Genomic DNA, 21378 nt, shown 5'->3' with positions numbered 1-21378 from the left:
ACGGCCCGCCGGGGTGCCGGCGGGCCGTTCTGTCTGAGGGGTGGGTCAGCGCTTCTCCCGGTCAGCACTTCTCCCGGTCAGCGCTTCTTGGCCTGGGCGCGGCGCTCGGCGCGGTTGGCGGGGGCCTCGGCCTCCGCCTCCGTGCCTGCGGCGGGGACGCGCTGGCCGAAGGCGCCGCGCTGCGTGGCCGCCTGCGCGGGCGGCTCGGCCGGGGCCTGGGCGGCCTGGCGCTGGGCGCGCTGAGCACGGGCGGTGGCGGCCTGCTCGATCTGGCCGCGCTGGTTGCGCACCTCCACGCCGCCGCCCTCGCCGGGCGCCGAGTAGCTGAGGCGGGCCTCCGCCGACTCTCCGCGGGACAGGCCCTTGGCGGCGACCGCCGGGGACTCGACCTCGCCGGGCGCCTGGTTGACCTCGACCTCCAGGTTGAACAGGAAGCCGACGGTCTCCTCGCGGATCGCGCCCATCATCTGCTGGAACATCGCGTAGCCCTCGCGCTGGTACTCGACCAGCGGGTCGCGCTGCGCCATGGCGCGCAGGCCGATGCCGTCCTTGAGGTAGTCCATCTCGTAGAGGTGGTCGCGCCAGCGGCGGTCGATGACCGACAGCACCACGCGGCGCTCCAGCTCGCGCATCGCGGGCGCACCCAGCGACTCCTCACGGCGCTGATAGGCCAGCTTCGCGTCGGAGAGGATCTCTCGGCGCATGAAGTCGCGGTTGATGCGGCCCTTGTTGCCGGCCTCGGCGATGACCTCGTCGATCGTGACACCGACCGGGTAGAGCGTCTTGAGCTCGGCCCACAGCGCGTCGAAGTCCCAGTCGTCTCCGCTGCCTTCGCCGGTGTGCTGGTCGAGGATGTCGTCGATGACGTTGGTGAGGAAGGTCTGCACGCGCTCGTGCAGGTCGTCGCCCTCGAGGATGTGACGGCGGTCGCTGTAGATCGCCTCGCGCTGCCGGTTGAGGACGTCGTCGTACTTGAGGACGTTCTTGCGGATCTCGGCGTTGCGCGCCTCCACCTGCGACTGGGCGCTGCGGATCGCGCGGCTGACGACCTTCGACTCGATGGCCATGTCGTCCGGCACGCTGGTGCGGCCCATGAGGCTCTCGGCGGCGCCGGCGTTGAACAGGCGCATCAGGTCGTCGGTGAGCGACAGGTAGAAGCGGCTCTCGCCCGGGTCGCCCTGACGGCCGGAGCGGCCTCGGAGCTGGTTGTCGATACGGCGCGACTCGTGACGCTCGGTGCCCAGGACGTAGAGGCCGCCGGCCTCGATGACCTTCTCGGCCTCCGTCGCGACCTCGGCCTTGACCGCGTCGAACACCTCGTCCCACTGCGCCTCGTACTCCTCCGGCGTCTCGACCGGGGAGAGCCCGCGCGCGTTCATCTCGGCGACGGCGATGAACTCGGCGTTGCCGCCGAGCATGATGTCGGTACCACGACCGGCCATGTTGGTCGCGACCGTGACCGCGCCGAGCCGGCCCGCCTGGGCGACGATCGCCGCCTCGCGCGCGTGGTTCTTGGCGTTCAGGACCTCGTGGCGGACGCCCTTCTTCGCCAGCAGTCGGGAGAGGTACTCGCTCTTCTCGACGCTCGTGGTGCCGACGAGGACGGGCTGGCCCTTCTCGTGGCGCTCGGCGATGTCTTCGACGACCTGCGCGAACTTCGCCTCCTCGTTCTTGTAGACGAGGTCGGGCTGGTCCTTGCGCTGCATCGGCTTGTTCGTCGGGATCGGGACGACGCCGAGCTTGTACGTGCTCATGAACTCGGCGGCCTCGGTCTCGGCGGTACCGGTCATGCCGGACAGCTTCTTGTAGAGGCGGAAGTAGTTCTGCAGGGTGACCGTGGCGAGGGTCTGGTTCTCGGCCTTGACCTCCACGCCCTCCTTGGCCTCGATGGCCTGGTGGATGCCCTCGTTGTACCGGCGGCCGACCAGGATGCGGCCCGTGTGCTCGTCGACGATCAGCACCTCGCCGTTCATGACGACGTAGTCCTTGTCGCGCTTGAACAGGGCGTTCGCCTTGATCGCGTTGTTGAGGAACGAGATCAGCGGGGTGTTGGCCGACTCGTAGAGGTTGTCGATGCCGAGGTAGTCCTCGACCTTCTCGATGCCCGGCTCGAGCACGCCGACGGTGCGCTTCTTCTCGTCGACCTCGAAGTCGACCTCGGGCGTCAGCCGCTTGGCGAGCGACGCGAACTCGGTGAACCAGCGGTTCGCCTCGCCGGAGGACGGGCCGGAGATGATGAGCGGCGTCCGCGCCTCGTCGATGAGGATCGAGTCGACCTCGTCGACGATGGCGAAGTAGTGGCCGCGTTGGACCATGTCGCTCGCCTGCCACGCCATGTTGTCGCGGAGGTAGTCGAAGCCGAACTCGTTGTTCGTGCCGTAGGTGATGTCGGCGGCGTACTGCTCGCGCCGCTCCTCCGGCGTCTGGCCGGCCAGGATGACGCCGGTGGTCATGCCGAGGGCGCGGAACACGCGGCCCATCAGCTCCGACTGGTAGCTGGCCAGATAGTCGTTGACCGTGACGATGTGCACGCCGCGGCTGGTGATGGCGTTGAGGTAGGCGGCCGTGGTCGCGACGAGGGTCTTGCCCTCACCGGTCTTCATCTCGGCGATGTTGCCGAGGTGGAGGGCCGCGCCGCCCATGATCTGCACGTCGAAGTGCCGCATGCCGAGGGTCCGCTTGGACGCCTCGCGCACCGCGGCGAACGCCTCCGGCAGGAGGTCGTCGAGCGACTCGCCGTTGCTGTAGCGCTCGCGCAGCTCGACGGTCTCGTGCATGAGCTCGTCGTCGGTCAGCGCGGCGAAGTCGTCTTCCAGCGCGTTGACCGCCTTGGCATACGCCTCGAGCCGACGGAGGGTGCGACCCTCGCCGACGCGCAGAACCTTTTCGAGAATTGAGGCCACTGATGCACTCCACTTGTGATCGGCGGGCGTTTGCTGCCCGCGCCCGGGCGGGCGCACGCCGGACGGCAGGCGCCGCCGACGCATGACACATCGTACGGGATGCGCTTGTCCGTTCGGCCCGCTGTACCTGGGAGGGCGCTGGGCGCGCGGCGGGCGGCCGCCGCGAGGCCGATGGCGGCCGCCGCCCGGGCGGACGCCATCGGCGCGCGGTGCGCGCAGCCGGTCAGCCGAGCTTGCGGTTCTCGGTGACCTCCTCCTGCAGCTCCTCGGCGTCGTCGTCGAGCGCGATCACGCCGTAGTCCCAGCCCTTGCGCCGGTAGACGACGCTCGGGCGCTGGTTCTCGGAGTCGACGAACAGGTAGAAGTCGTGACCGACCAGCTCCATGTAATAGAGGGCGTCGTCGACCGTCATCGGGGTGGAGGCGAACACCTTGCGGCGGATCACCACCGGGCAGTACTCCTCCTCGGTCTCCGCGTCGCCCTCGGCACCCGAGGACTCCCCCGTCACCACCGGGACGCTACCGGTGCGCACCTGATCGAGCACCGCCACGGGGGCGGCCTCCAGGCCGACAGCGCTGAAGCCGTCCGTGCTGGCCTCGCGGAGCGAGGTCGGACGGTGCTGCCCGCGATGGACCTTGCGCCGATCCTTGGCGCGACGGACCCGTTCGAGCAGCTTCCCGAGCGCGATGTCGAACGCCGCGTACTTGTCGGTCCCCGTCGCCTCCGACCGCACTGTGGCCCGAGGTCCGACGAGGGTGAGCTCCACGCGGTCGTCGCCGTTCTGGGTACCGAGCTTCTCGTTGTGGCGGCTGACCTTGATCTCGAAGGTGAGGGCCCGCTCTGCCAGATGCGCGACCTTGTCCGATTTCTCGGTCGCGTATTCGCGGAAGCGATCAGTGATTCCCAGGTTGCGTCCGATGATGTTGATGTCCATGGAGACCTCCCTGATCCGGCTCGAGGGCCCGCCCGGGATTCATCGTGGGGCGGGTCGCCCGCGCCTGCTTTTCGACTACCGTAGTGCCCACCACACGGTTAGGGAACCGCAGGAACCACGGGATTCGCCCCGAGCTCGCCGGGCGTCGCCCCTGCCATCGCTGTGCCCCGGCGTGGCGTCCGCGCGATGGCCGCGACACCCGCAATACGGCCTCCGACGGCCTGGATCGCCCGGGCAGCCTCCGCCACCGTCGACCCCGAGGTGACGATGTCGTCGACGATCAGGCAGGAGCGCCCGCGGAGCCGTGCGGAGGCGGCCAGACTGCCCGTGCGGTTCGCGGCACGCCCCGCTGCTCCGAGCCTCGCCTGGTCCGCGGTCTGCCGCGTCAGCCGGAGGGCACCCCAGAGCGGCGGCACCAGGATGTGCGCCCTGGCGAGCACCGACCCGGTCGGATGGAACCCCCGCCTTCGACGTGCGGCCCTTGTCGACGGGATCAGCACGGGAAGCAGCGCGGACTCCCGCGACGGTTCGCCGTATTCGCGCTGCGCAGCCGCCACGGCGGCCCTCAACGGCGACGCGAGCGCCGCGGCGAGGTCGGCGCGGCCGCCGTCCTTGTACGCCAGCAGCACCCTCCTGGCGACGCCGTCGTAGTCGAGCCCCGCCCAGACGGGCAGCCCGGCGACGCTCGCGCGTTCCGGGCGCGGTGCGAGCGCCCTCGTGCAGGAGGGGCACACCCGCCGATCGGGCGCGCCGCACCCGGCGCAGCGGATCGGCAGCAGGATCGCGGCGGCGTCGAGCGCGGACTCACGCGCCAGCGAGCGGAAGGACGGGTGGGATGCAGTGGTCGTCGTCATGGCATCAGCCTCGTCCGGCGCGTCCGGGCACGGGCGGACCCGGCGGAATCTGTGGAGAACGCGCTCACGCACCCGGGCTGTGGACAAGCCTCACGGCTGCCCGAGCTGCACCGCCACCGCTCCGACCTTGTCCGCCTGCTGCTGCCATCCCGTGCCCGTCGGGGCCTGGAGCGACCCCTCCGCCGTGAGGACGAGGTACCGCGAGAGCCCGCCGGCGCCGACGATGGTGCGTCCACCTCCCGGGCCCGTCGTCGCCGTCTGAGCGCCGCCGATGGTCTGCTCGAGGATGCTGGTCGCATCGCCGCTGGTCGTGCTCAGCACGGCGACCGTCAGCTCCCCCGTCCACGCGACGGACCGCGGCGTGCCGGCTCCGACCGCCAGCTCCACCGGCTCGGTCAGCTGGGTCGGCAGGCCGCCGGAGCCGCGGACGATCCCCGCCGCGACGAGGCTCGGCCCCGACGGCGTCGTCAGCAGCGCGACCAGCCGCGTGCCGTCGCGCGAGACGGCGACCGCCTGAATGCCGGTCGCGCCTCCCCAGTCCGTCTTGACCGCGTGCGGCTCGCCGTTCGCCCCCGCCACCTGCAGCGCGCCGGGCGTCGTGGACGGCACCGTCCACACGAAACCCTCGGTGTCGATGGCCGGCGCGACGAGGCCCGCCCTGGCATCCACCCGCACCGGGTCGCCGCTGCGTCGCACCAGATACGCCGCGCCGCGGGAGAGCACGGCGGCCTGATCCCGCGACGGGGTCAGCGCGACCGCCGTCGGCTGCAGCGCCACCACCTTGTCGCTCAGCCCCGAGAGCGGTGAGACGCCCGAGCCGCTCACCAGGCCGAACTCGTCGCCGCGGTACACGATCGCGTGCGAGTCGACCGAGGGGCTCTGGATCGGCACGTCGTTGCCGCTCGGCGGCGAGATCTGCTCCTGATTGCCCTCGATGGAGAGCTGCACGCTGGGCGCGAGGGTGCCGAGGCTGCGTTCGAGCTGCAGCTGCATCCGCTGGAGCTGGAGGCTGTCGGCCTGCGCCGCCTCCGCGCTCAGATCGACGCGCGCGACGCCGCCGGTCGTGGTGACCGAGGGCACGGCGAGCTCGGTGCCCTTGGGGAAGGCGGAGGTCACCGCTCCCGTCAGCCACTTCACCGGGCCGGCCAGGACCGCGCTCGCCACCCGCGTGGCCGCGGTCGCCACCCTCGCGGGGAACCAGCGCGCGTCGGGCACCAGGTAGGTGAAGTCGGGGCTGTAGAAGTACAGGGTCTGCTGCGCGTACACCGCTCGGAAGGTCGGGTCGTCGATCACGACGCCGTCCGGGGCGACCGCGATGCGCCACTCCCCGTCCTCCTTGGCCAGCTCGTAGCGCAGCCCGACCGGGCTCGTGCTGCTGACCGGGTGGTAGGCGCCGACCGCGTCGACGTTGGCGACCGGGGTGACGTCCACGCTCCACTGGTTGCCGGTGTGGTCGAAGGTGCGGTTGCGGCCGTCGTCGACGGTGACCGACTCGTCCGGGTTCCAGGAGGCAGCGGTCGGCGTTGTCAGGTACTCGCGGGCGATCGCGAAGTTGTTCTTCGGGCTGGAGGCGGCATCGATGAAGCCCTGCACGATGCGCTGCGGCGTCGCCCCCTTCTCCGGCGGAGACGGGTTGAAGTCGAGATCGAGCTGGTCGTTCACCTCGGCGACAGGACCGCCCTGCCGCACGGGCCCGGAGTCGGGGATGCTCGCGCACGCGGCGAGCGCCAGCAGCAGCACGGAGGTCAGCGCGGCGAGCGCGACCCGGCCGCGGGACCGGCCCTGGGCGGTTCTGCGTGTCATGCGCGCGCCTCCGTCTCGCTGGAGTGCGGAGCCGGATCCCCCGCATCGGCCGGGGGCAGCGGCAGCGGCGACGAGGTGATCTCGCGCCCGGTGACGCGCGGCAGCGTCAGCCGGAAGCACGAGCCCTGGCCCGGCGCCGACCAGACCTGCAGCCAGCCCGAGTGGAGGGTCGCGTCCTCGAGCGAGATGGCGAGCCCCAGCCCGGTGCCGCCGAGGGTGCGCTTGCGCGACGGGTCGGCGCGCCAGAACCGGTCGAAGACGTGGTTGACGTCCTGTGCGCTCATCCCGATGCCGTAGTCGCGCACGGCGAGCGCCACGGCCGTCTCGTTGCTGTCGACCGTGACGACGACGGGCGCGCCCTCGCCGTGCTCGATCGCGTTGCCGACGAGGTTGCGCACGATGCGGCGGATGCGGCGGGGGTCCATCCCGACGTCGAAGTAGCCGCCGGGGGCGTCGAGGCGCAGCTCGCAGCCGTTCTGCTCGGCGACGGGGCGCAGCTCGTCGATGACGTCCTCGGCGAGCCGCACGAGGTTGGTCGGTTCGGGGTCGAGGACCACAGAGCCGGCGTCGTACCTGCTGATCTCGAGCAGGTCGGAGAGGAGGCGGTCGAAGCGCTCGATCTGCGTGTGCAGCAGCTCGGCGGTGCGCTCGGTGGCGGGCGGGAACGACGACCGCTGGTCGTAGATGACGTCGCCGGCGAGCCGGATCGTGGTGAGCGGCGTCCGCAGCTCGTGCGAGACGTCCGAGACGAATCGCTGCTGGAGTTGCGACAGGGTCGCGAGCTGGTTGATCTGGCTCTGGAGGCTGTCGGCCATCCCGTTGAACGAGCGGGCGAGCGAGGCGAACACATCCTCCCCCTTCTCCGGGATGCGCACCGCGAGGTCGCCGGCGGCCAGCCGCTCGCTGGTCTGCGCGGCCACCCGGATCGGCTCCACAACGAACCGCACGATCACCCAGGTGATGGCGCCGATCAGGAGGATCAGTGCGAGCCCCGCCAGCAGCAGTGTGCTCTGCACGAAGAGCAACGTGTTCTCGGAGTCGCGCAGGTTGTAGCCGACGTAGAGCTCGTAGCGGCCGTACGACGGCAGGATCAGCTGGGTCCCGACCACGATGCCGGGATCGGTGGCGTCACCCCCGGCCGGCAGCGCGACAGACTGATAGAACTGCTTGTTCCCGCCGTTCTGCACCTGCTCGCGCAGGGCGTCCGAGATGACCGGGTTGAGCGCGGGGCTGCCGCGGTCCGGCGGCGCGAGGATCGTGGTGTCCTGCCCCGGCACGCGGTACGCGGCGACGAGGCGGCTGGAGGTCGACGCCTGCACCGACTGCAGCGCGGTGTTCAGGAGGTTCTTGCCGCTGTCCGCCGACGACACGTCCGAGGCGTTCAGCGTCGACTGGGCCGAGGTCGTCGCCCGGCTCGAGTCGCGCAGCGCCTCATCCAGCCGCGACTGGTACAGGTCGTTGCTGATGCTGAGCGCCATGTAGACGCCGGTCACCAGGATCGCGACACCGGTCAGCGCGAGCGTGATCGTGATCGTCCGCAGCTGCAGCGAGCGCCGCCACAGGCGCGCCATCCGGGACGGCGCCTGCCGCCACCACTCCCGGTCGGGCCAGCGGAAGCGCATGGGAGGCCCTCCGTCAGGTCGCCGCGCCGGCGCGGTAGCCGACCCCGCGCACGGTCATGACGATCTTCGGGTTGTCCGGGTCCTGCTCGACCTTGGCGCGCAGGCGCTGGACGTGCACGTTGACGAGCCGGGTGTCGGCCTTGTAGTGGTAGCCCCATACCTGCTCCAGCAGCATCTCGCGGGTGAACACCTGCTGCGGCTTGGAGGCGAGCGCGAGCAGGAGGTCGAACTCCAGCGGCGTGAGCGCGATGCGGGTCTCGCCGCGGCGGACCTCGTGCGCGGCCACGTCGACGACGAGGTCGCCGACGCGGAGCTGCTCCGCGGGAGGCTGGGCCGGAGCGGGGCGCAGCCGGGTGCGGATGCGCGCCACCAGCTCCTTCGGGTTGAACGGCTTCACCATGTAGTCGTCGGCGCCGGACTCGAGACCCTTCACGACGTCGGCCGTGTCGGACTTCGCGGTCAGCATGATGATCGGGGTGCCGGACTCGGCACGGATGCGGCTGCACACCTCGATGCCGTCGAGGCCGGGGAGCATGAGGTCGAGCAGGACGAGGTCCGGCTTGGCCGTGCGGAAGATGTCGACCGCCTGCGCGCCGTCCTCGCAGAACACCGGGTCGAAGCCCTCGGTGCGCAGCACGATGCCGATCATCTCGGCGAGTGCGGTGTCGTCGTCGACCACCAGGATGCGGCTAGTCATGTCCCTGAAGTTCTCCCGAACCTCTCTCGGGCGGCCGTCGGCCGCAGAAGCAACGGGTCCAGCGTAGTCGAGACGCCTGCGACCGCACCGAAGACGGGCCGGGCGGCGGCTGTGCGGGCGCCGCGTGCGTGCTGTGGGTCTCGATACCTCGGCGCTGTGGAGGGCCGCGGCCCCTGTGGATGGGACAGTGCGACGAGCCCGGATGTGCCAGGCTGGGGGCAGGACACGACGGGCGGGGATGAAAGGGCGCGGCGTGAGCGATCAGGACGACCGGTCGACGGCGGGACGGCACACGGCCGGGCAGGAGGCCGGGCAGCAGCAGGTGCCGCAGCCGCCGCAGCCGCGCTATGGCGAGTACGCGCCGGGGTACCAGCCGCCGCAGGGCGCGCAGCCCGGGTATGGGCAGCCGGGGTATGGGCAGCCCGGTCACGGGCAGCAGCCTCCGCCTCCCCCCTATGGACAGCAGCCGTACGGGCAGCAGCCGTACGGCCAGCAGCCGTACACGCAGCAGGCCCCCTACGGCCAGCAGCCCGGCTGGCAGCAGCCCGCGTGGCAGCAGCCGGCTTGGCAGCAGGGCGCACCCCAGGGCGGCCAGCAGCCCGGCTGGGCGCCACCGCCCAAGTCCGGCCTCGTCCCGCTGCGCCCGATGTCGTTCGGCACGCTGCTGGGTGCGCCGTTCGCGGCCCTCCGGCGCAACCCGAAGCTCACCGTCGGCAGCGCTCTGCTCATCCAGAGCATCCCCACGATCGTGGTGTCCGTGCTCCTGGCCGGTGCGATGTTCTTCCTCGTCGATCGGGCGATCAACGCCGAGGCGGGCGACCGCGACACCCTCATGGCCGGAGCCGTCGGCGGCGCCATCCTGCTCGGCCTGCTCTCCATCGTCATCTCCACGGTCTCCGGCGCGATCCTGCAGGGCGTCATCGTCGGCGAGGTCGCCCGCGGCACGCTCGGCGAGAAGCTCACCTTCGGCGCCGTCTGGCGGCTGATCCGCGAGAGGCTGTGGGCTCTGATCGGCTACACGTTCCTGCTCGCACTCGCCTGGCTGGTCGTGGTCGGCCTGGTGGTGGCGATCATCGTCGCCCTCGCCGCGCTGGGCGGCACGGCCGGAGTGATCGGAGCCGTGCTCGTCGGCTTCGTCGGAGGCCTCGGGCTGATCGCCCTGGCGGTCTGGATCAACACCAAGCTCGCGATGGTCCCGAGCGCGCTCGTGCTGGAACGCCTCCCCTTCGGCGCCGCCATCGCCCGGTCGTGGCGGCTCACGACCGGGTACTTCTGGAAGACGTTCGGCCTGATCGCGCTCGTGTTCGTCATCGTCTACGCGGTGACACAGGTGATCGCGACGCCGTTCGCGCTGCTCGGAACGATGCTCGGCGGCATCTTCGCGCCGACCTCGCTGAGCTCCCCCGATCAGTCCTCGTTCACGCAGCTGTTCGTCAGCCAGCTCGGCGTCAACGTGCTCTCGAGCGTCGTCGGCGCGATCGTGGGCGCGATCGGCAGCGTGATCCAGACGGCGGCCGTCTCCCTGCTCTACATCGACCTCCGGATGCGCAAAGAGGGGCTCGACCTGCAGCTCGTCCGGTTCGTGGAGGCGCGCCAGACCGGGCAGGAGCTGCCGGACCCGTATCTGCAGCCCGCGCCGGGAGCCGCACCCGCCTCCGCCCCCGCCGGCTGGCCGGGCAGCTGAGCGCGGTGCTCGGCGCGGCGCTGACGGGCGCGGCACGTCTCGACGTCCCGGTCGACCCGTCCGGGCCGGAGGCGCAGGACTGGATCCGGCAGGAGCTCGCCAAGCCCGAGTACCAGGCGGCCAAGCCGACCTGGTTCGACCAGGCGTCGAAAGCCGTGCAGGACTGGATCGGGTCGCTGCTCAACGGACCGACGGGAGACGCCGGTCCCGTCCTGCTGGCCGTGGTCGTCCTGATCGTGCTCGGGCTCATCGTGGCCGCGTTCCTCATCTTCGGTCGTCCGCGGATCAACCGGCGGGCGAGCGAGCGCCGGGCGCTGTTCGGCGCCGACGACCTCCGCACCGCCGACGAGCTGCGCCGCTCCGCCGCGACGGCGGCCCAGGCGCAGGACTGGGTGCTCGCGATCGAGGAGCAGTTCCGGGCCATCGCGGTCGCCCTCGACGAGCGCACGCTCGTGACCGTGACGCCCGGCACGACAGCCACCGACTTCGCGCAGCGCGCCGCCATCGTCGCGCCCGCCGAGCGAGAGGGTCTGCGGGAGGCCGCGCGCGCCTTCGACGACGTCCGGTACCTCGACCGCCCGGGGACAGAGGCCGGATACCAGCAGCTCGTCGCGCTGGATCAGCGGCTGCAGCAGGTACGACCGGCTCCGGTGGCGGTGGTGTCGTGACGACGACCTCCACGCCTCCTGCGGCACCGGCGCCCGCCGCGCCGGCGCCCGCGCGCTCGGCCACGGTCGGCCAGACCGCCCGGCGTGCCGTGCCGTGGATCGTCCTCGGCGTCATCGCCCTGCTGATCGCGGGGCTCGGCCTGCTGCTCACCGGGGGCGGCTCGTCCTCGGGCGTCGCGCTCGACGCGGGCAACGCCGGCCCTGTCGGCGGCAAGGCGGTCGCTCAGGTGCTGCGCGGGCAGGGCGTCGACGTGCGCACGGCGACCACGCTCGAGGAGGCGCAGGCCGCAGCGCCCGACGCGACGGTCCTCGTCTACGACCCGGCCGGCAACCTGCCCGCCGACGGCTACCGGGCCCTCGCCGACACGGCTCCCGCGCTCGTCGTGATCGAGCCCGACTTCCGGACCCTGCAGGAGGTCGCGCCCGGCGTCCGCGCGGCCGGTGCGCCCGAGGGCGCCTCGTCGGCGGGGTGCGACCTCCCGGCGGCCCAGCGAGCCGGGCGGATCGATCCGCGACCGACCAGCACGACCGAGGGCTCGTCGCTTCCCGGCACCTTCGACGTGGATGGCGACGCGGTCGCGTGCTTCACCGACGGCGGAGGCGGGGCCTCCCTCGTCCGGACGACGTACCAGGGCGCCGACCTGACGCTGGTCGGATCGGCGGCGCTGCTCATGAACGACGGCGTCGACCGCCAGGGCAACGCCGCGCTCGCCCTCGGGGTGCTCGGCGAGCACCGCACGCTCGTCTGGTATCTGCCGGGCCTCGTCGACCGGCCGGTCACCGGCCCGGCGGACATCGCCGCCCTGACCCCGGGGTGGGTCACTCCGGTGCTGCTGCTCGGGGTCGTCGTGTTCCTGGCGGCAGCCGTCTGGCGCGGCAGGCGGTTCGGCCCGCTCGTGGTCGAGAACCTGCCCGTGGTCGTCCGCGCCGACGAGACCAGGGAGGGCCGCGCCCGGCTGTACCAGCGCTCGTCCGCCCGACTGCGCGCCGTCGACGCGCTGCGCATCGGCGCGATCGGGCGGCTCGCCCGGACCGCGGGGCTCCCCCGCACCGCGACCGTCGACGAGGTCGTGCTCGCCGTCGCCGCCCTCACCGGGCGCGACCGGCCGACGGTGCGCCGCATCCTGATCGACGACCTCCCCGCGACCGACCGCGACCTCCTCGCCCTCTCCGACGCCCTCTCCGCGCTCGAACGCGACACCGCCGCGGCCGTGTCGCCCACGAGCGGAAGACCCCTGCCCCCGACCGGAAGAATGGACTCATGACCGACCTCAGCACCGGAACCGACGCGGCCGGCACCTTCGGCGGTACCGCCGCCCCCGGCGCGACCGCTGCCGCCGACTCCGCCGCCCTGCGCCAGGCCCTCGCACGCGTGCGCGCCGAGGTCGGCAAGGCGGTCGTCGGCCAGGACGGCGCCGTGACCGGCCTGATCATCGCGCTGCTGGCGCGCGGCCACGTGCTGCTGGAGGGCGTGCCCGGTGTGGCGAAGACCCTCCTGGTCCGCTCGCTGAGTCAGGCGCTCAACCTGGACACCAAGCGCATCCAGTTCACGCCCGACCTGATGCCGGGTGACGTCACCGGATCGCTCGTGTACGACGCGCAGACCGGCGGCTTCGTCTTCCGCGAGGGCCCGGTGTTCACCAACATCCTGCTGGCGGACGAGATCAACCGCACGCCCCCGAAGACGCAGTCGGCGTTGCTGGAGGCGATGGAGGAGCGCCAGGTGAGCGTCGACGGCGTGAGCCGCCGCCTCCCCGACCCCTTCATCGTGGCCGCCACCCAGAACCCGATCGAGTACGAGGGCACCTACGCCCTGCCCGAGGCGCAGCTCGACCGCTTCCTGCTCAAGCTGACCCTCGACGTGCCGGAGCGCGACAGCGAGGTGGAGGTGCTGCGGCGGCACGCGGCCGGCTTCAACCCGCGCGACCTCACCGCGGCGGGCGTCACGCCGGTGCTCGGCGCGGCGGAGCTGCACGCGGCCCGCGCCGCGGCGGCCTCCGTCGGCGCGAATGCGGACGTGCTCGCCTACATCGTCGACCTCGCCCGCGCCACGCGGCAGAGCCCGTCGGTGCGGCTGGGCGTCAGCCCCCGCGGCACCACCGCGCTGCTCGCGACGGCGAAGGCGTGGGCCTGGCTCTCCGGCTACGAGTCGATCACCCCGGACCACGTGCAGGCGATGCTCGTCCCGGTGTGGCGGCACCGCCTCCAGCTGCGCCCGGAGGCCGAGCTCGAGGGCGTCGGTGCCGACGCGATCCTGCGCTCGATCGTGCAGCAGGTCCAGGTCCCGATCTAGGCCCGCCCGATGACCCTCTCCGGACGCTTCGTCGCCCTGCTCGCGCTGGGCGTGGTGCCCGTCGTGCTCCTGGGCGGCGAGGCCGGTCCCGCGTACGCGGTGCTCGGCGGCTGGGTGCTGCTGTGCGTGCTGCTGGGTGTGCTCGACCTCGGCCTGGCCGCCTCCCCCCGTCGCGTCGCGGTGGAGCGAGCGGTGCCGTCGCGCGTCAGGCTCGGCACAGAGGTCGTGGCCGAGCTATTTCTGACGAACACGGGCGGCAGGAGGCTGCACGGAACGGTCCGCGACGCGTGGGAGCCCTCGGCGGGGGCGGTCGCGACGCGGACGGCCCTCGACCTCCCCGCCGGCGAGCGGCGCCGCGTGACGACGACGCTGCGGCCGTGGCGGAGGGGCGAGCGGCGGGTGGAGCAGGTGACGGTCCGCTCGTGGGGGCCGCTGCACCTCTGGGCGCGGCAGGCAACGCTGGTCGCGCCCGGCCGGCTGCGTGTGCTGCCGCCGTTCTCCTCGCGCAAGCACCTGCCGTCCCGGCTGGCGCGGCTGCGGGAGCTCGACGGCACCACCAGCGTGCAGCTGCGCGGCCAGGGAACCGAGTTCGATTCGCTGCGCGAGTACGTGCGCGGCGACGACGTGCGCTCGATCGACTGGCGGGCGACGGCGCGACGACTGGACCCCGTGACGGGCCATGGCGGCCGCGTGATGGTCCGCACCTGGCGCCCCGAGCGCGACCGGCGCGTCGTCATCGTGGTGGACACCGCCCGCACCTCCGCCGCCCGGGTGGGCGACGAGCCGCGCATCGACACGGCCTTCGAGGCTTCCCTGCTGCTCGCGGCGCTCGCCACGCGCGCGGGCGACCGCATCGACTTCCTCGCGTACGACCGGATGGTGCGCGGCCGCGTCAGCGGAGCCAGCGGCCCCGAGCTGCTGTCGCGCATGGTCGACAGGATGGCGACCATCGAACCGGCGCTCATCGAGCTCGACTGGTCGGCGGTGCCGGCGCAGGTGTCGTCGCTCACCAGCCGCCGCTCGCTCGTCGTGCTGCTGACCTCGATCGACGCGCCCGGGGCATCCCGCGGGCTGCTGTCGGTGCTGCCCCAGCTGACCCGCAAGCACCTCGTCGTCGTGGCGAGCGTCACCGACCCGGCCCTGGCCGCCGTGCACGAGCGCCGCGACCGCGAGGAGGTGTACCGCGCCGCCGCCGCGGAGCGCGCGCTGCTCGACGTGTCCCGTGTCACCGCTGCCGTGCAGCGGCTCGGGGCAGAGGTCGTGACCGGGGCGCCAGCCGAGCTGCCGCCCGCGCTGGCCGACCGGTACCTCGCACTGAAGGCCGCGGGGCGGCTGTAGAGCGCGGTAGGGAACGGAGGAGCCTCGCGGCGACACGCCGGAGGGCTGCGCCGAACGGAGGAGGATCTCGGCCGCACTGCTGTCGCCTCCTCCCTTCCGGTTTGAGGCCCGCGTGGCATCGCCGCGCGACCACGGTGCGAAACGGAGGCAGATCGCGGCGGGAGGCCGGCGGTTTCCTCCCTTCCTGCGGAGGGTGGTCCCGATGGCCACCCCGTCCTCCCTTCCGGCCGGGAGGCGCGTGTGGCGGCGCAATGCGACCGCTACGCGAAACGGAGGTGAATCGCGGCGGCGAGACCGCCGTCTCCTCCGTTCCCGGCAGGATGACGGCGCGGCGAGCGCAGCATCCTCCGTTCCCGGCGGGCGTCGCCTCCTCCGTTCCGGCGCCGCGGCTCAGCCCGCGACGACGCGGCGCGAGCCGGCCTCGAACTCGGTGAGGTCGCCCGTCTCGCCGGCGCGCACCGCGCGGCGGCCGAGCACGAGCATGTAGGCCAAGAAGGCCGCGAGGGCGAGCGCGCCGATCGTGATCTTCGCCCAGACCGGCAGCGGGGACGGCGTGACGAAGCCCTCGATCAGGCCCGAGACGAAGAGGCTGAGTGCGCAGCCGACCGCGACCGTGAACAGCGCGCGGCCGTCCTCGGCGAGCGCCTGCGTGCGGGTGCGCGCGCCCGGCGCGATCCAGGCCCAGAAGATGCGGAGTCCGGCGGCCGCCGCCACGAAGACGCTCGTCAGCTCCAGCAGCCCGTGCGGGAGGATGTACGAGAACATCACGTCGCCGCGTCCGTACGCGAACATCACGCCGGCGGCGGTGCCGACGCCGACGGCGTTCTGCACGAGCACGTACGGCACCCACGCGCCGGTGATCCCGAACGCGATGCACTGGGCGGCGATCCAGGCGTTGTTGGTCCACACCTGCCCGGCGAACGACGACGCCGGGTTGTTCGAGTAGTAGTCGATGAAGTCGTGCTCGACGTACTGGCGGAGGTTCGCGTCGCTGCCGAGGTTGCGCAGCACGTCCGGGTTCCCGGTGATCCACACCGCGTACAGGGTCGCGATCACGACCGTGGCGACGGCGACCGCGAGGACGATCCAGCGGATGCGGTACAGCGCGGCCGGCAGCTGCAGCACGAAGAAGCGGGGCAGCTGCGACAGGAGGTTCGCGCTCGTCCCCGTGAACCGCAGCCGGGCGGACGCCAGTGCGAGCGACAGCCGGTCGCCGACGGCGGTGGACCCGGCGCTGGTCTGGATGGCCGACAGGTCGGCCGCCCCGGACTGGTACAGGTCGATCAGCTCGTCGGCGTCGCGGCCGTCGAGGCGACGCTGCTTCGCCAACCGGGAGAGCCTGTCCCAGTCGGCGCTGCGGGAGGCCGTGAACGCGTCGAGATCCATCTGCTTGAATGATAGCCATGACGGCAGCGACGGACGCCTCCTCCGCTCCGGCCGAGCGCGAGCTGCTCACCGGCGAGGCCGTCGCGCTCGACGTCCGCCCGGCCAGCTACCTGCTCCGCGCCGCCGGCACCATCATCGACTGGCTGACGTACCTCCTGATCATGTTCGGCTGCCTGATGCTGCTCGTCGCGACCGGCGGCGGGCTCGACGGCGCGCTGGTGCGGGCGCTGGTCATCCTCATCCTGGTGTTCGGGATGGTGATCCTGCCGACCACGATCGAGCTGGCGACGCGCGGCCGGTCGCTCGGCAAGCTGGCCGTGGGTGCGCGGATCGTACGCGACGACGGCGGCGCGATCGGCTTCCGGCACGCCTTCATCCGCGCCCTCGCCGGGGTGCTCGAGATCTTCATGACGTTCGGCGGCATCGCGGCCCTGACCGGCCTCCTGAGCACGCGCTCCAAGCGGCTCGGCGACCTGATGGCGGGCGCCTACAGCCAGCTGGAGCGGGTCCCGAAGGCGCGGCCGCTCGACCTGTATCTCGCGCCGCAGCTGGCGGGGTGGGCGCAGACGGCGGACGTCGCGCGCCTTCCCGACCGGCTGTCGCGCCGCATCGCGCAGTTCGTGCGGCAGGCGCCCCAGCTCACCCCGGCGGCGCGCGTGGGGCTCAGCACGGAGCTGGCGCGGGAGGCGTCGGCGTATGTCTCGCCGCTTCCCCCGGTCGACGCCGAGACGTTCCTGGTGGGCGTCGCCGTGCTGCGGCGCCAGCGCGACACGCGCGCGCTGCAGCTGGAGCACGACCGGCTCGACCGCCTCACGCCGGTCCTCGACGCCCTGCCGCACGCCTTCCCCGACCGCTGACGGCAAGGCGCGCACTCGGTACGAGTGCAGCCGCGGGAGGCGGCGCCTCAGTCGTGCAGGATGCGCTGGAACAGCACGTGGTCCTGCCAGCGCCCCGCGATCTGCAGGTACGAGGGCGCAACACCGATCCGCTCGAAGCCCGCGCGGGCCAGCACCGACTGCGAGGCGTGGTTGGCCAGCAGTGTGGCCGCCTGGATGCGGTGCAGCCCGAGGTCGTCGCGCGCCGTGTCGATCACCGCGGAGAGGGCGGCGGAGGCCAGTCCGCGCCCGGTGTGGGAGCGGTCCAGCCAGTAGCCGACCATCGCCGACTGGAACGCCCCGCGCACGATGTCGCTGAGATCGATGGCGCCGGCGATCTCGTCGCCGTCGACCAGCACGAGCGGCACCGCTGTGCCCAGCGCCCGCAGCGCGAGCCGTTCCCGGATCCGGGAGCGCTGGCCCTCCTCGGTGTAGAAGTCCTCCGAGCGCGTCGGGTCCCACGGCGCGAGGTGCGCGCGGTTGCGCGCGTACGCCTCGGCCAGGGCGGCCGCGTCGTCCTCGCGGCGCAGGCGCAGCGTGATGCCGCCGGGCAGCTCCCGGTCCTGGAAGTCGAGCTCCATCCCCCGCGTCCCGTCAGTACCGGTAGTGGTCGACCTTGTACGGGCCCTCGACCGGGACCCCGATGTACGCGGCCTGCTCGTCGGTCAGGGTCGTCAGCTCGACGCCGAGGGAGGCGAGGTGGAGACGCGCAACCTTCTCGTCGAGCCGCTTCGGCAGCACGTACACGCCGACGGGGTAGTCCTCGCGCGAGACGTACAGCTCCAGCTGGGCGAGCACCTGGTTGGCGAACGAGTTGCTCATGACGAAGCTGGGGTGGCCGGTCGCGTTGCCGAGGTTCATCAGGCGGCCCTCGGAGAGGACGAGGATGCTGCGGCCGGTGGGCAGCCTCCACTCGTGCACCTGCGGCTTGATCTCGACCTTCTCGGCGCCGGGCAGGGCCTCGAGCGAGGCCATGTCGATCTCGTTGTCGAAGTGGCCGACGTTCGCGACGATCGCGAGGTGCTTGAGGCCGAGCAGGTGGTCGAGCGTCACGACGTTGACGTTGCCGGTTCCCGTGATCAGGATGTCGACCTGGTCGATCACCGATTCCAGCCGGGCGACCTGGTACCCGTCCATCGCGGCCTGGAGGGCGTTGATGGGGTCGACCTCGCTGACGATCACGCGCGCGCCCTGGCCGCGCAGCGCCTCCGCAGCGCCCTTGCCGACGTCGCCATAGCCGGCGACGAAGGCGACCTTGCCGCCGATCAGCACGTCGGTGGCGCGGTTGAGGCCGTCCGGGAGGGAGTGGCGGATGCCGTACTTGTTGTCGAACTTGCTCTTGGTGACCGAGTCGTTGACGTTGATCGCCGGGAACAGCAGCTGCCCCGCCTTCGCCAGCTCGTAGAGGCGGTGCACGCCCGTGGTGGTCTCCTCGGTGACGCCGAGGATGCCGTCGGCGACCTTCGTCCAGCGGTCGGACGACTCGGCGAGGGAGGCGCGCAGCGCGGCGAGGATCACGCGGTACTCGTGGCTGTCGCCGGGCGCGTCGTCGGGCACGGCGCCGGCGAGCTCGAACTCGCGGCCCTTGTGCACGAGGAGGGTGGCGTCGCCGCCGTCGTCGAGGATCAGGTTGGGGCCGGTCCAGTCGGCACCTGCTGCCTCAGACTCGGCGGACCAGTCGAAGATCTGCTGGGTGCACCACCAGTACTCCTCCAGCGTCTCGCCCTTCCAGGCGAAGACGGGGACGCCGGCGGGCGCCTCCACCGTTCCCGTCGGCCCAACGGCGACGGCGGCGGCCGCTTCGTCCTGCGTGGAGAAGATGTTGCAGCTGGCCCAGCGCACCTGCGCGCCGAGGGCGACCAGCGTCTCGATCAGGACGGCGGTCTGCACGGTCATGTGCAGCGAGCCGGCGATGCGCGCGCCGGCGAGCGGCTGCGACGGGCCGAACTCCTCGCGGAGGGCCATGAGGCCGGGCATCTCGTTCTCGGCGAGGCGGAGCTGGTGGCGGCCGGCCTCGGCGAGCGAGAGGTCGGCGACGCGGTACGGAAGGGCGCCGGTCAGCGGCGTGGCGGAGCTGGAAGCGGGCATGCTCCCATTGTGGCATCCCCCTCCCGGGGCACCTCCCCGATGACGGGCCGACCCGGTGCTCAGGCGCGGATGAGCGCGAGCACCTCGTCGCGGATGGCGGCCATCGTCCGCTCGTCCTGCGCCTCCACGTTGAGCCGGAGCAGGGGCTCTGTGTTGGAGGGGCGGACCGAGAACCACCAGAACGGCTCGTCCTGGCCGACGGTGCCGGTCACGGTCAGGCCGTCGAGCTCGTCGAACTCCGCCCGGCTCGCGAACGCCTCGACCACCCGGGTGTACGCGGCCGGGACGTCGTCGACGGTCGAGTTGATCTCGCCCGACATCGCGTACGGCGTGAACCGGGCGGCCAGCGCCGACAGGGGCTCGTCCTGCAGGCCGAACTCGGCGAGCACGTGCATCGCCGCGAGCATGCCGTTGTCGGCGCTCCAGAAGTCGCGGAAGTAGTAGTGGGCGGAGTGCTCGCCGCCGAACACCGCACCGGAGGCGCGCATCGCGTCCTTGATCAGGGTGTGACCCACCCGCGTGCGCAGCGGGACCGCGCCGGCCGCCTCGATCGTCTCGGGGACGATGTTGGAGGTGATCAGGTTGTGGATGACCGTGATCTCGGCCTCCGGGTCCTCCGCGCGCGCCCGGGCGATCTCGCGCAGCGCGACGATGGCCGCGACGGCGGAGGGGGTGACGGCCTGCCCCAGCTCGTCGACCACGAAGCAGCGGTCGGCGTCGCCGTCGAAGGCGAGCCCCAGGTCGGCGCCGTGGTCGAGGACGGCGCGCTGGAGGTCGACCAGGTTCTTCGGCTCCAGCGGGTTGGCCTCGTGGTTGGGGAACGAGCCGTCGAGCTCGAAGTACAGCGGGATGACGGTGATCGGCAGCGCGGGGAGGCCCGCGGCCTCGCCGAGGACGGCCGGCACGGTGAGGCCGCCCATCCCGTTGCCCGCGTCGACCACGACGGTGAGCGGGCGGATGCCGCTCAGGTCGACCAGCGAGCGCAGGTAGCCGGCGTAGTCGGCGAGCACGTCCTGCTCGCGGAAGGTGCCAGGGCGATCGACGGCGGGGATGCCGCTCTCGAGGTAGTCGCCTGCGCGGTCGCGGACGGCGGCGAGGCCGGTGTCCATGCTGAGGCCCTGCGCGCCCGCCCGCGAGAGCTTGATGCCGTTGTAGGTCGCCGGGTTGTGGCTGGCGGTGAACATGGCCGCCGGCGCGTCGAGGAACCCGGAGGCGAAGTACGACTCGTCGGTGGAGCAGAGCCCGATCGAGACCACGTCTCCCCCGCGCGCCTGCACCCCGCGGGCGAAGGCGGCCGCGAAGCCGGGCGAGGAGTCGCGCATGTCGTGCCCCACGACGACGTCACGGCCGGCGGCGCCCACCTCGTCGACGAATGCGGCGCCGATGGCCTCCACGACCTCCTCGGTCAGCCCCTCGCCGACCAGGCCCCGGATGTCGTAGGCCTTGACGACGGAGTGGAGGCGGGAGCGGGAGTCACTGAGCGCGTTCACGCCCCATAACCTACTTCACCGAACACCTGGTGACGCACGATCTGCCAGCCCTGCGGGGCGGACAGCCGCTCGGCGTGGATGGCGCACAGATCGTACGAGTGGGGCTCGTGCGAGAGGCTGAGGGGTCCGAGCACGGCCATCGAGTCCGCGTACACGTACGTCAGAGTCGCGACGGCGTCTCGGGGACACGCGACGCGGGAACAGGGCCGGCTCAACATCCGGGCCAGACTACCGGAGCACCACCGACGTAGGATGGCGACATGCCCCGCAACCGCCGCACCAGCAGTCAGCCGCCGGCCACGAGCCGCTGGCGGAGCAGGCACGGACGCGGGGCGAGGGGCCCGGTCACCGGCCCGCATCTGCCGATGCTGAACAACCGGATCGACTTCTTCGACATGACCATCGCCTCCACCGCCGACTACCTCAAAGGCGTCTGGCCGGACGAGCTGGCCGACGTGCACTTCGAGGTCGCTGCGACTCCGATCGGCAACACCGGCTCGGACGGCGTCGACCGCTGGTCGGTCGACCACGCGCGGCGCCGGGTGGTGTTCTACCGGGTGCCGATCCAGCGGCTCACCAAGCTGCACCGCGACGACGAGCAGCACCGGCGCATGTACATCGAGGGCTGCGTCTTCCGCGCGGTCGCCGAGCTGCTCGGCAAGGACCCGTGGGACCTGGCGCCCGACCGGTTCCGGCACTTCTGAGCCGGCGCTTCTGAACGATCCGCGCCCGCCGCCCCGGCG

General features: G+C 72.3%; 18 protein-coding genes. 7 read left to right on the top strand and 11 right to left on the bottom strand.

Annotated elements, in window-relative coordinates; all coding sequences use genetic code 11:
* Positions 1–77: 77 nt before the first annotated feature.
* From secA to mtrA, 6 genes are all read right to left on the bottom strand, one after another.
* Entirely contained in the window at positions 78–2903 is a 2826-nt protein-coding gene (gene secA, locus P5G50_RS08355; RefSeq protein WP_301211003.1) for a preprotein translocase subunit SecA, read from the bottom strand.
* Between the two features lie 223 nt (positions 2904–3126).
* Positions 3127–3837, bottom strand: a complete 711-nt coding sequence (gene hpf / locus P5G50_RS08350; RefSeq protein WP_301211005.1) for a ribosome hibernation-promoting factor, HPF/YfiA family — start codon at positions 3835–3837, stop codon at positions 3127–3129.
* A gap of 98 nt (positions 3838–3935) precedes the next feature.
* A complete protein-coding gene (locus P5G50_RS08345) occupies positions 3936–4691 on the bottom strand; it encodes a ComF family protein (RefSeq protein ID WP_301211006.1) in 756 nt (251 codons plus the stop codon).
* 90 nt (positions 4692–4781) lie between these two features.
* Positions 4782–6494: an LpqB family beta-propeller domain-containing protein gene (locus P5G50_RS08340; RefSeq protein WP_301211007.1), complete on the bottom strand. Its 1713-nt coding sequence runs from the start codon at positions 6492–6494 to the stop codon at positions 4782–4784.
* Positions 6491–8116 carry an MtrAB system histidine kinase MtrB gene (gene mtrB, locus P5G50_RS08335; protein ID WP_301211009.1) on the bottom strand — a complete coding sequence of 542 codons (1626 nt, stop codon included), beginning with the start codon at positions 8114–8116 and terminating at the stop codon, positions 6491–6493. Before mtrB ends, P5G50_RS08340 begins: the two co-directional genes overlap by 4 nt.
* Before the next feature lie 13 nt (positions 8117–8129).
* Positions 8130–8813: an MtrAB system response regulator MtrA gene (mtrA, locus tag P5G50_RS08330; protein WP_301211011.1), complete on the bottom strand. Its 684-nt coding sequence runs from the start codon at positions 8811–8813 to the stop codon at positions 8130–8132.
* A gap of 253 nt (positions 8814–9066) precedes the next feature.
* On the opposite strand from mtrA, the gene P5G50_RS08325 reads away from it, so the two are divergent.
* From P5G50_RS08325 to P5G50_RS08305, 5 genes are read left to right on the top strand one after another with little or no spacing between them, the layout of a single operon-like run.
* Entirely contained in the window at positions 9067–10497 is a 1431-nt protein-coding gene (locus P5G50_RS08325) for a DUF7847 domain-containing protein (RefSeq protein WP_301211012.1), read from the top strand.
* A gap of 5 nt (positions 10498–10502) precedes the next feature.
* On the top strand, positions 10503–11165 hold the full coding sequence (locus P5G50_RS08320) for a DUF4129 domain-containing protein (protein WP_301211014.1): 663 nt from the start codon (positions 10503–10505) through the stop codon (positions 11163–11165).
* Complete coding sequence (locus P5G50_RS08315; protein WP_301211015.1) at positions 11162–12430, top strand: DUF4350 domain-containing protein; 1269 nt, start codon at positions 11162–11164, stop codon at positions 12428–12430. The genes P5G50_RS08320 and P5G50_RS08315 overlap by 4 nt, the downstream gene beginning before the upstream one ends.
* A complete protein-coding gene (locus P5G50_RS08310; protein WP_301211017.1) occupies positions 12427–13458 on the top strand; it encodes an AAA family ATPase in 1032 nt (343 codons plus the stop codon). The genes P5G50_RS08315 and P5G50_RS08310 overlap by 4 nt, the downstream gene beginning before the upstream one ends.
* Positions 13459–13467: 9 nt before the next feature.
* Positions 13468–14796 (top strand): DUF58 domain-containing protein, encoded by a 1329-nt coding sequence (locus P5G50_RS08305; RefSeq protein WP_301211019.1) that lies wholly within the window; start codon positions 13468–13470, stop codon positions 14794–14796.
* Positions 14797–15186: 390 nt separating this feature from the next.
* Here the strand turns inward: P5G50_RS08305 and P5G50_RS08300 are convergent, their stop codons facing one another.
* On the bottom strand, positions 15187–16182 hold the full coding sequence (locus P5G50_RS08300) for a stage II sporulation protein M (protein WP_301211021.1): 996 nt from the start codon (positions 16180–16182) through the stop codon (positions 15187–15189).
* A gap of 17 nt (positions 16183–16199) precedes the next feature.
* On the opposite strand from P5G50_RS08300, the gene P5G50_RS08295 reads away from it, so the two are divergent.
* Positions 16200–17039, top strand: coding sequence for an RDD family protein (locus P5G50_RS08295; protein WP_301211024.1), 840 nt, complete (start codon positions 16200–16202; stop codon positions 17037–17039).
* A gap of 47 nt (positions 17040–17086) precedes the next feature.
* On the opposite strand, the gene P5G50_RS08290 is transcribed toward P5G50_RS08295, so the two are convergent.
* The 4 genes from P5G50_RS08290 to P5G50_RS08275 are packed head-to-tail and all read right to left on the bottom strand — an operon-like array spanning position 17087 to position 20853.
* Positions 17087–17638, bottom strand: coding sequence for a GNAT family N-acetyltransferase (locus P5G50_RS08290; protein WP_301211025.1), 552 nt, complete (start codon positions 17636–17638; stop codon positions 17087–17089).
* 13 nt (positions 17639–17651) lie between these two features.
* The gene (ahcY, locus tag P5G50_RS08285) at positions 17652–19145 is read right to left on the bottom strand and encodes an adenosylhomocysteinase (protein ID WP_301211027.1); all 1494 of its coding nucleotides are present in this window, start codon (positions 19143–19145) and stop codon (positions 17652–17654) included.
* 59 nt (positions 19146–19204) lie between these two features.
* Positions 19205–20635, bottom strand: coding sequence for a phosphomannomutase/phosphoglucomutase (locus tag P5G50_RS08280; protein WP_301211029.1), 1431 nt, complete (start codon positions 20633–20635; stop codon positions 19205–19207).
* Positions 20632–20853, bottom strand: a complete 222-nt coding sequence (locus P5G50_RS08275) for a DUF3499 family protein (protein ID WP_301211031.1) — start codon at positions 20851–20853, stop codon at positions 20632–20634. Before P5G50_RS08275 ends, P5G50_RS08280 begins: the two co-directional genes overlap by 4 nt.
* Positions 20854–20895: 42 nt before the next feature.
* Here P5G50_RS08275 and P5G50_RS08270 point away from each other — a divergent pair, with 42 nt between their 5' ends.
* Positions 20896–21339, top strand: coding sequence for a metallopeptidase family protein (locus P5G50_RS08270; RefSeq protein WP_301211033.1), 444 nt, complete (start codon positions 20896–20898; stop codon positions 21337–21339).
* Positions 21340–21378: the final 39 nt, after the last annotated feature.

The organism is Leifsonia williamsii (genome assembly GCF_030433685.1).
In the GTDB taxonomy this organism is placed as follows: Bacteria; Actinomycetota; Actinomycetes; order Actinomycetales; family Microbacteriaceae; genus Leifsonia; species Leifsonia williamsii.
Note: the sequence above shows the minus strand (reverse complement) of the source record. Positions and strands in the feature narration are given on the sequence as shown.

Bases quoted from the DNA above. Each gene is read 5' to 3' on its own strand.
- P5G50_RS08340 (WP_301211007.1), bottom strand. From the start codon at position 6,494: ATGACACGCAGAACCGCCCAGGGCCGGTCCCGCGGCCGGGTCGCGCTC.
- P5G50_RS08305 (WP_301211019.1), top strand. From the start codon at position 13,468: ATGACCCTCTCCGGACGCTTCGTCGCCCTGCTCGCGCTGGGCGTGGTG.
- P5G50_RS08275 (WP_301211031.1), bottom strand. From the start codon at position 20,853: ATGTTGAGCCGGCCCTGTTCCCGCGTCGCGTGTCCCCGAGACGCCGTC.
- P5G50_RS08345 (WP_301211006.1), bottom strand. From the start codon at position 4,691: ATGACGACGACCACTGCATCCCACCCGTCCTTCCGCTCGCTGGCGCGT.
- mtrA (WP_301211011.1), bottom strand. From the start codon at position 8,813: ATGACTAGCCGCATCCTGGTGGTCGACGACGACACCGCACTCGCCGAG.
- hpf (WP_301211005.1), bottom strand. From the start codon at position 3,837: ATGGACATCAACATCATCGGACGCAACCTGGGAATCACTGATCGCTTC.
- P5G50_RS08295 (WP_301211024.1), top strand. From the start codon at position 16,200: ATGACGGCAGCGACGGACGCCTCCTCCGCTCCGGCCGAGCGCGAGCTG.
- P5G50_RS08310 (WP_301211017.1), top strand. From the start codon at position 12,427: ATGACCGACCTCAGCACCGGAACCGACGCGGCCGGCACCTTCGGCGGT.
- mtrB (WP_301211009.1), bottom strand. From the start codon at position 8,116: ATGCGCTTCCGCTGGCCCGACCGGGAGTGGTGGCGGCAGGCGCCGTCC.
- ahcY (WP_301211027.1), bottom strand. From the start codon at position 19,145: ATGCCCGCTTCCAGCTCCGCCACGCCGCTGACCGGCGCCCTTCCGTAC.
- P5G50_RS08300 (WP_301211021.1), bottom strand. From the start codon at position 16,182: ATGGATCTCGACGCGTTCACGGCCTCCCGCAGCGCCGACTGGGACAGG.
- P5G50_RS08270 (WP_301211033.1), top strand. From the start codon at position 20,896: ATGCCCCGCAACCGCCGCACCAGCAGTCAGCCGCCGGCCACGAGCCGC.
- P5G50_RS08290 (WP_301211025.1), bottom strand. From the start codon at position 17,638: ATGGAGCTCGACTTCCAGGACCGGGAGCTGCCCGGCGGCATCACGCTG.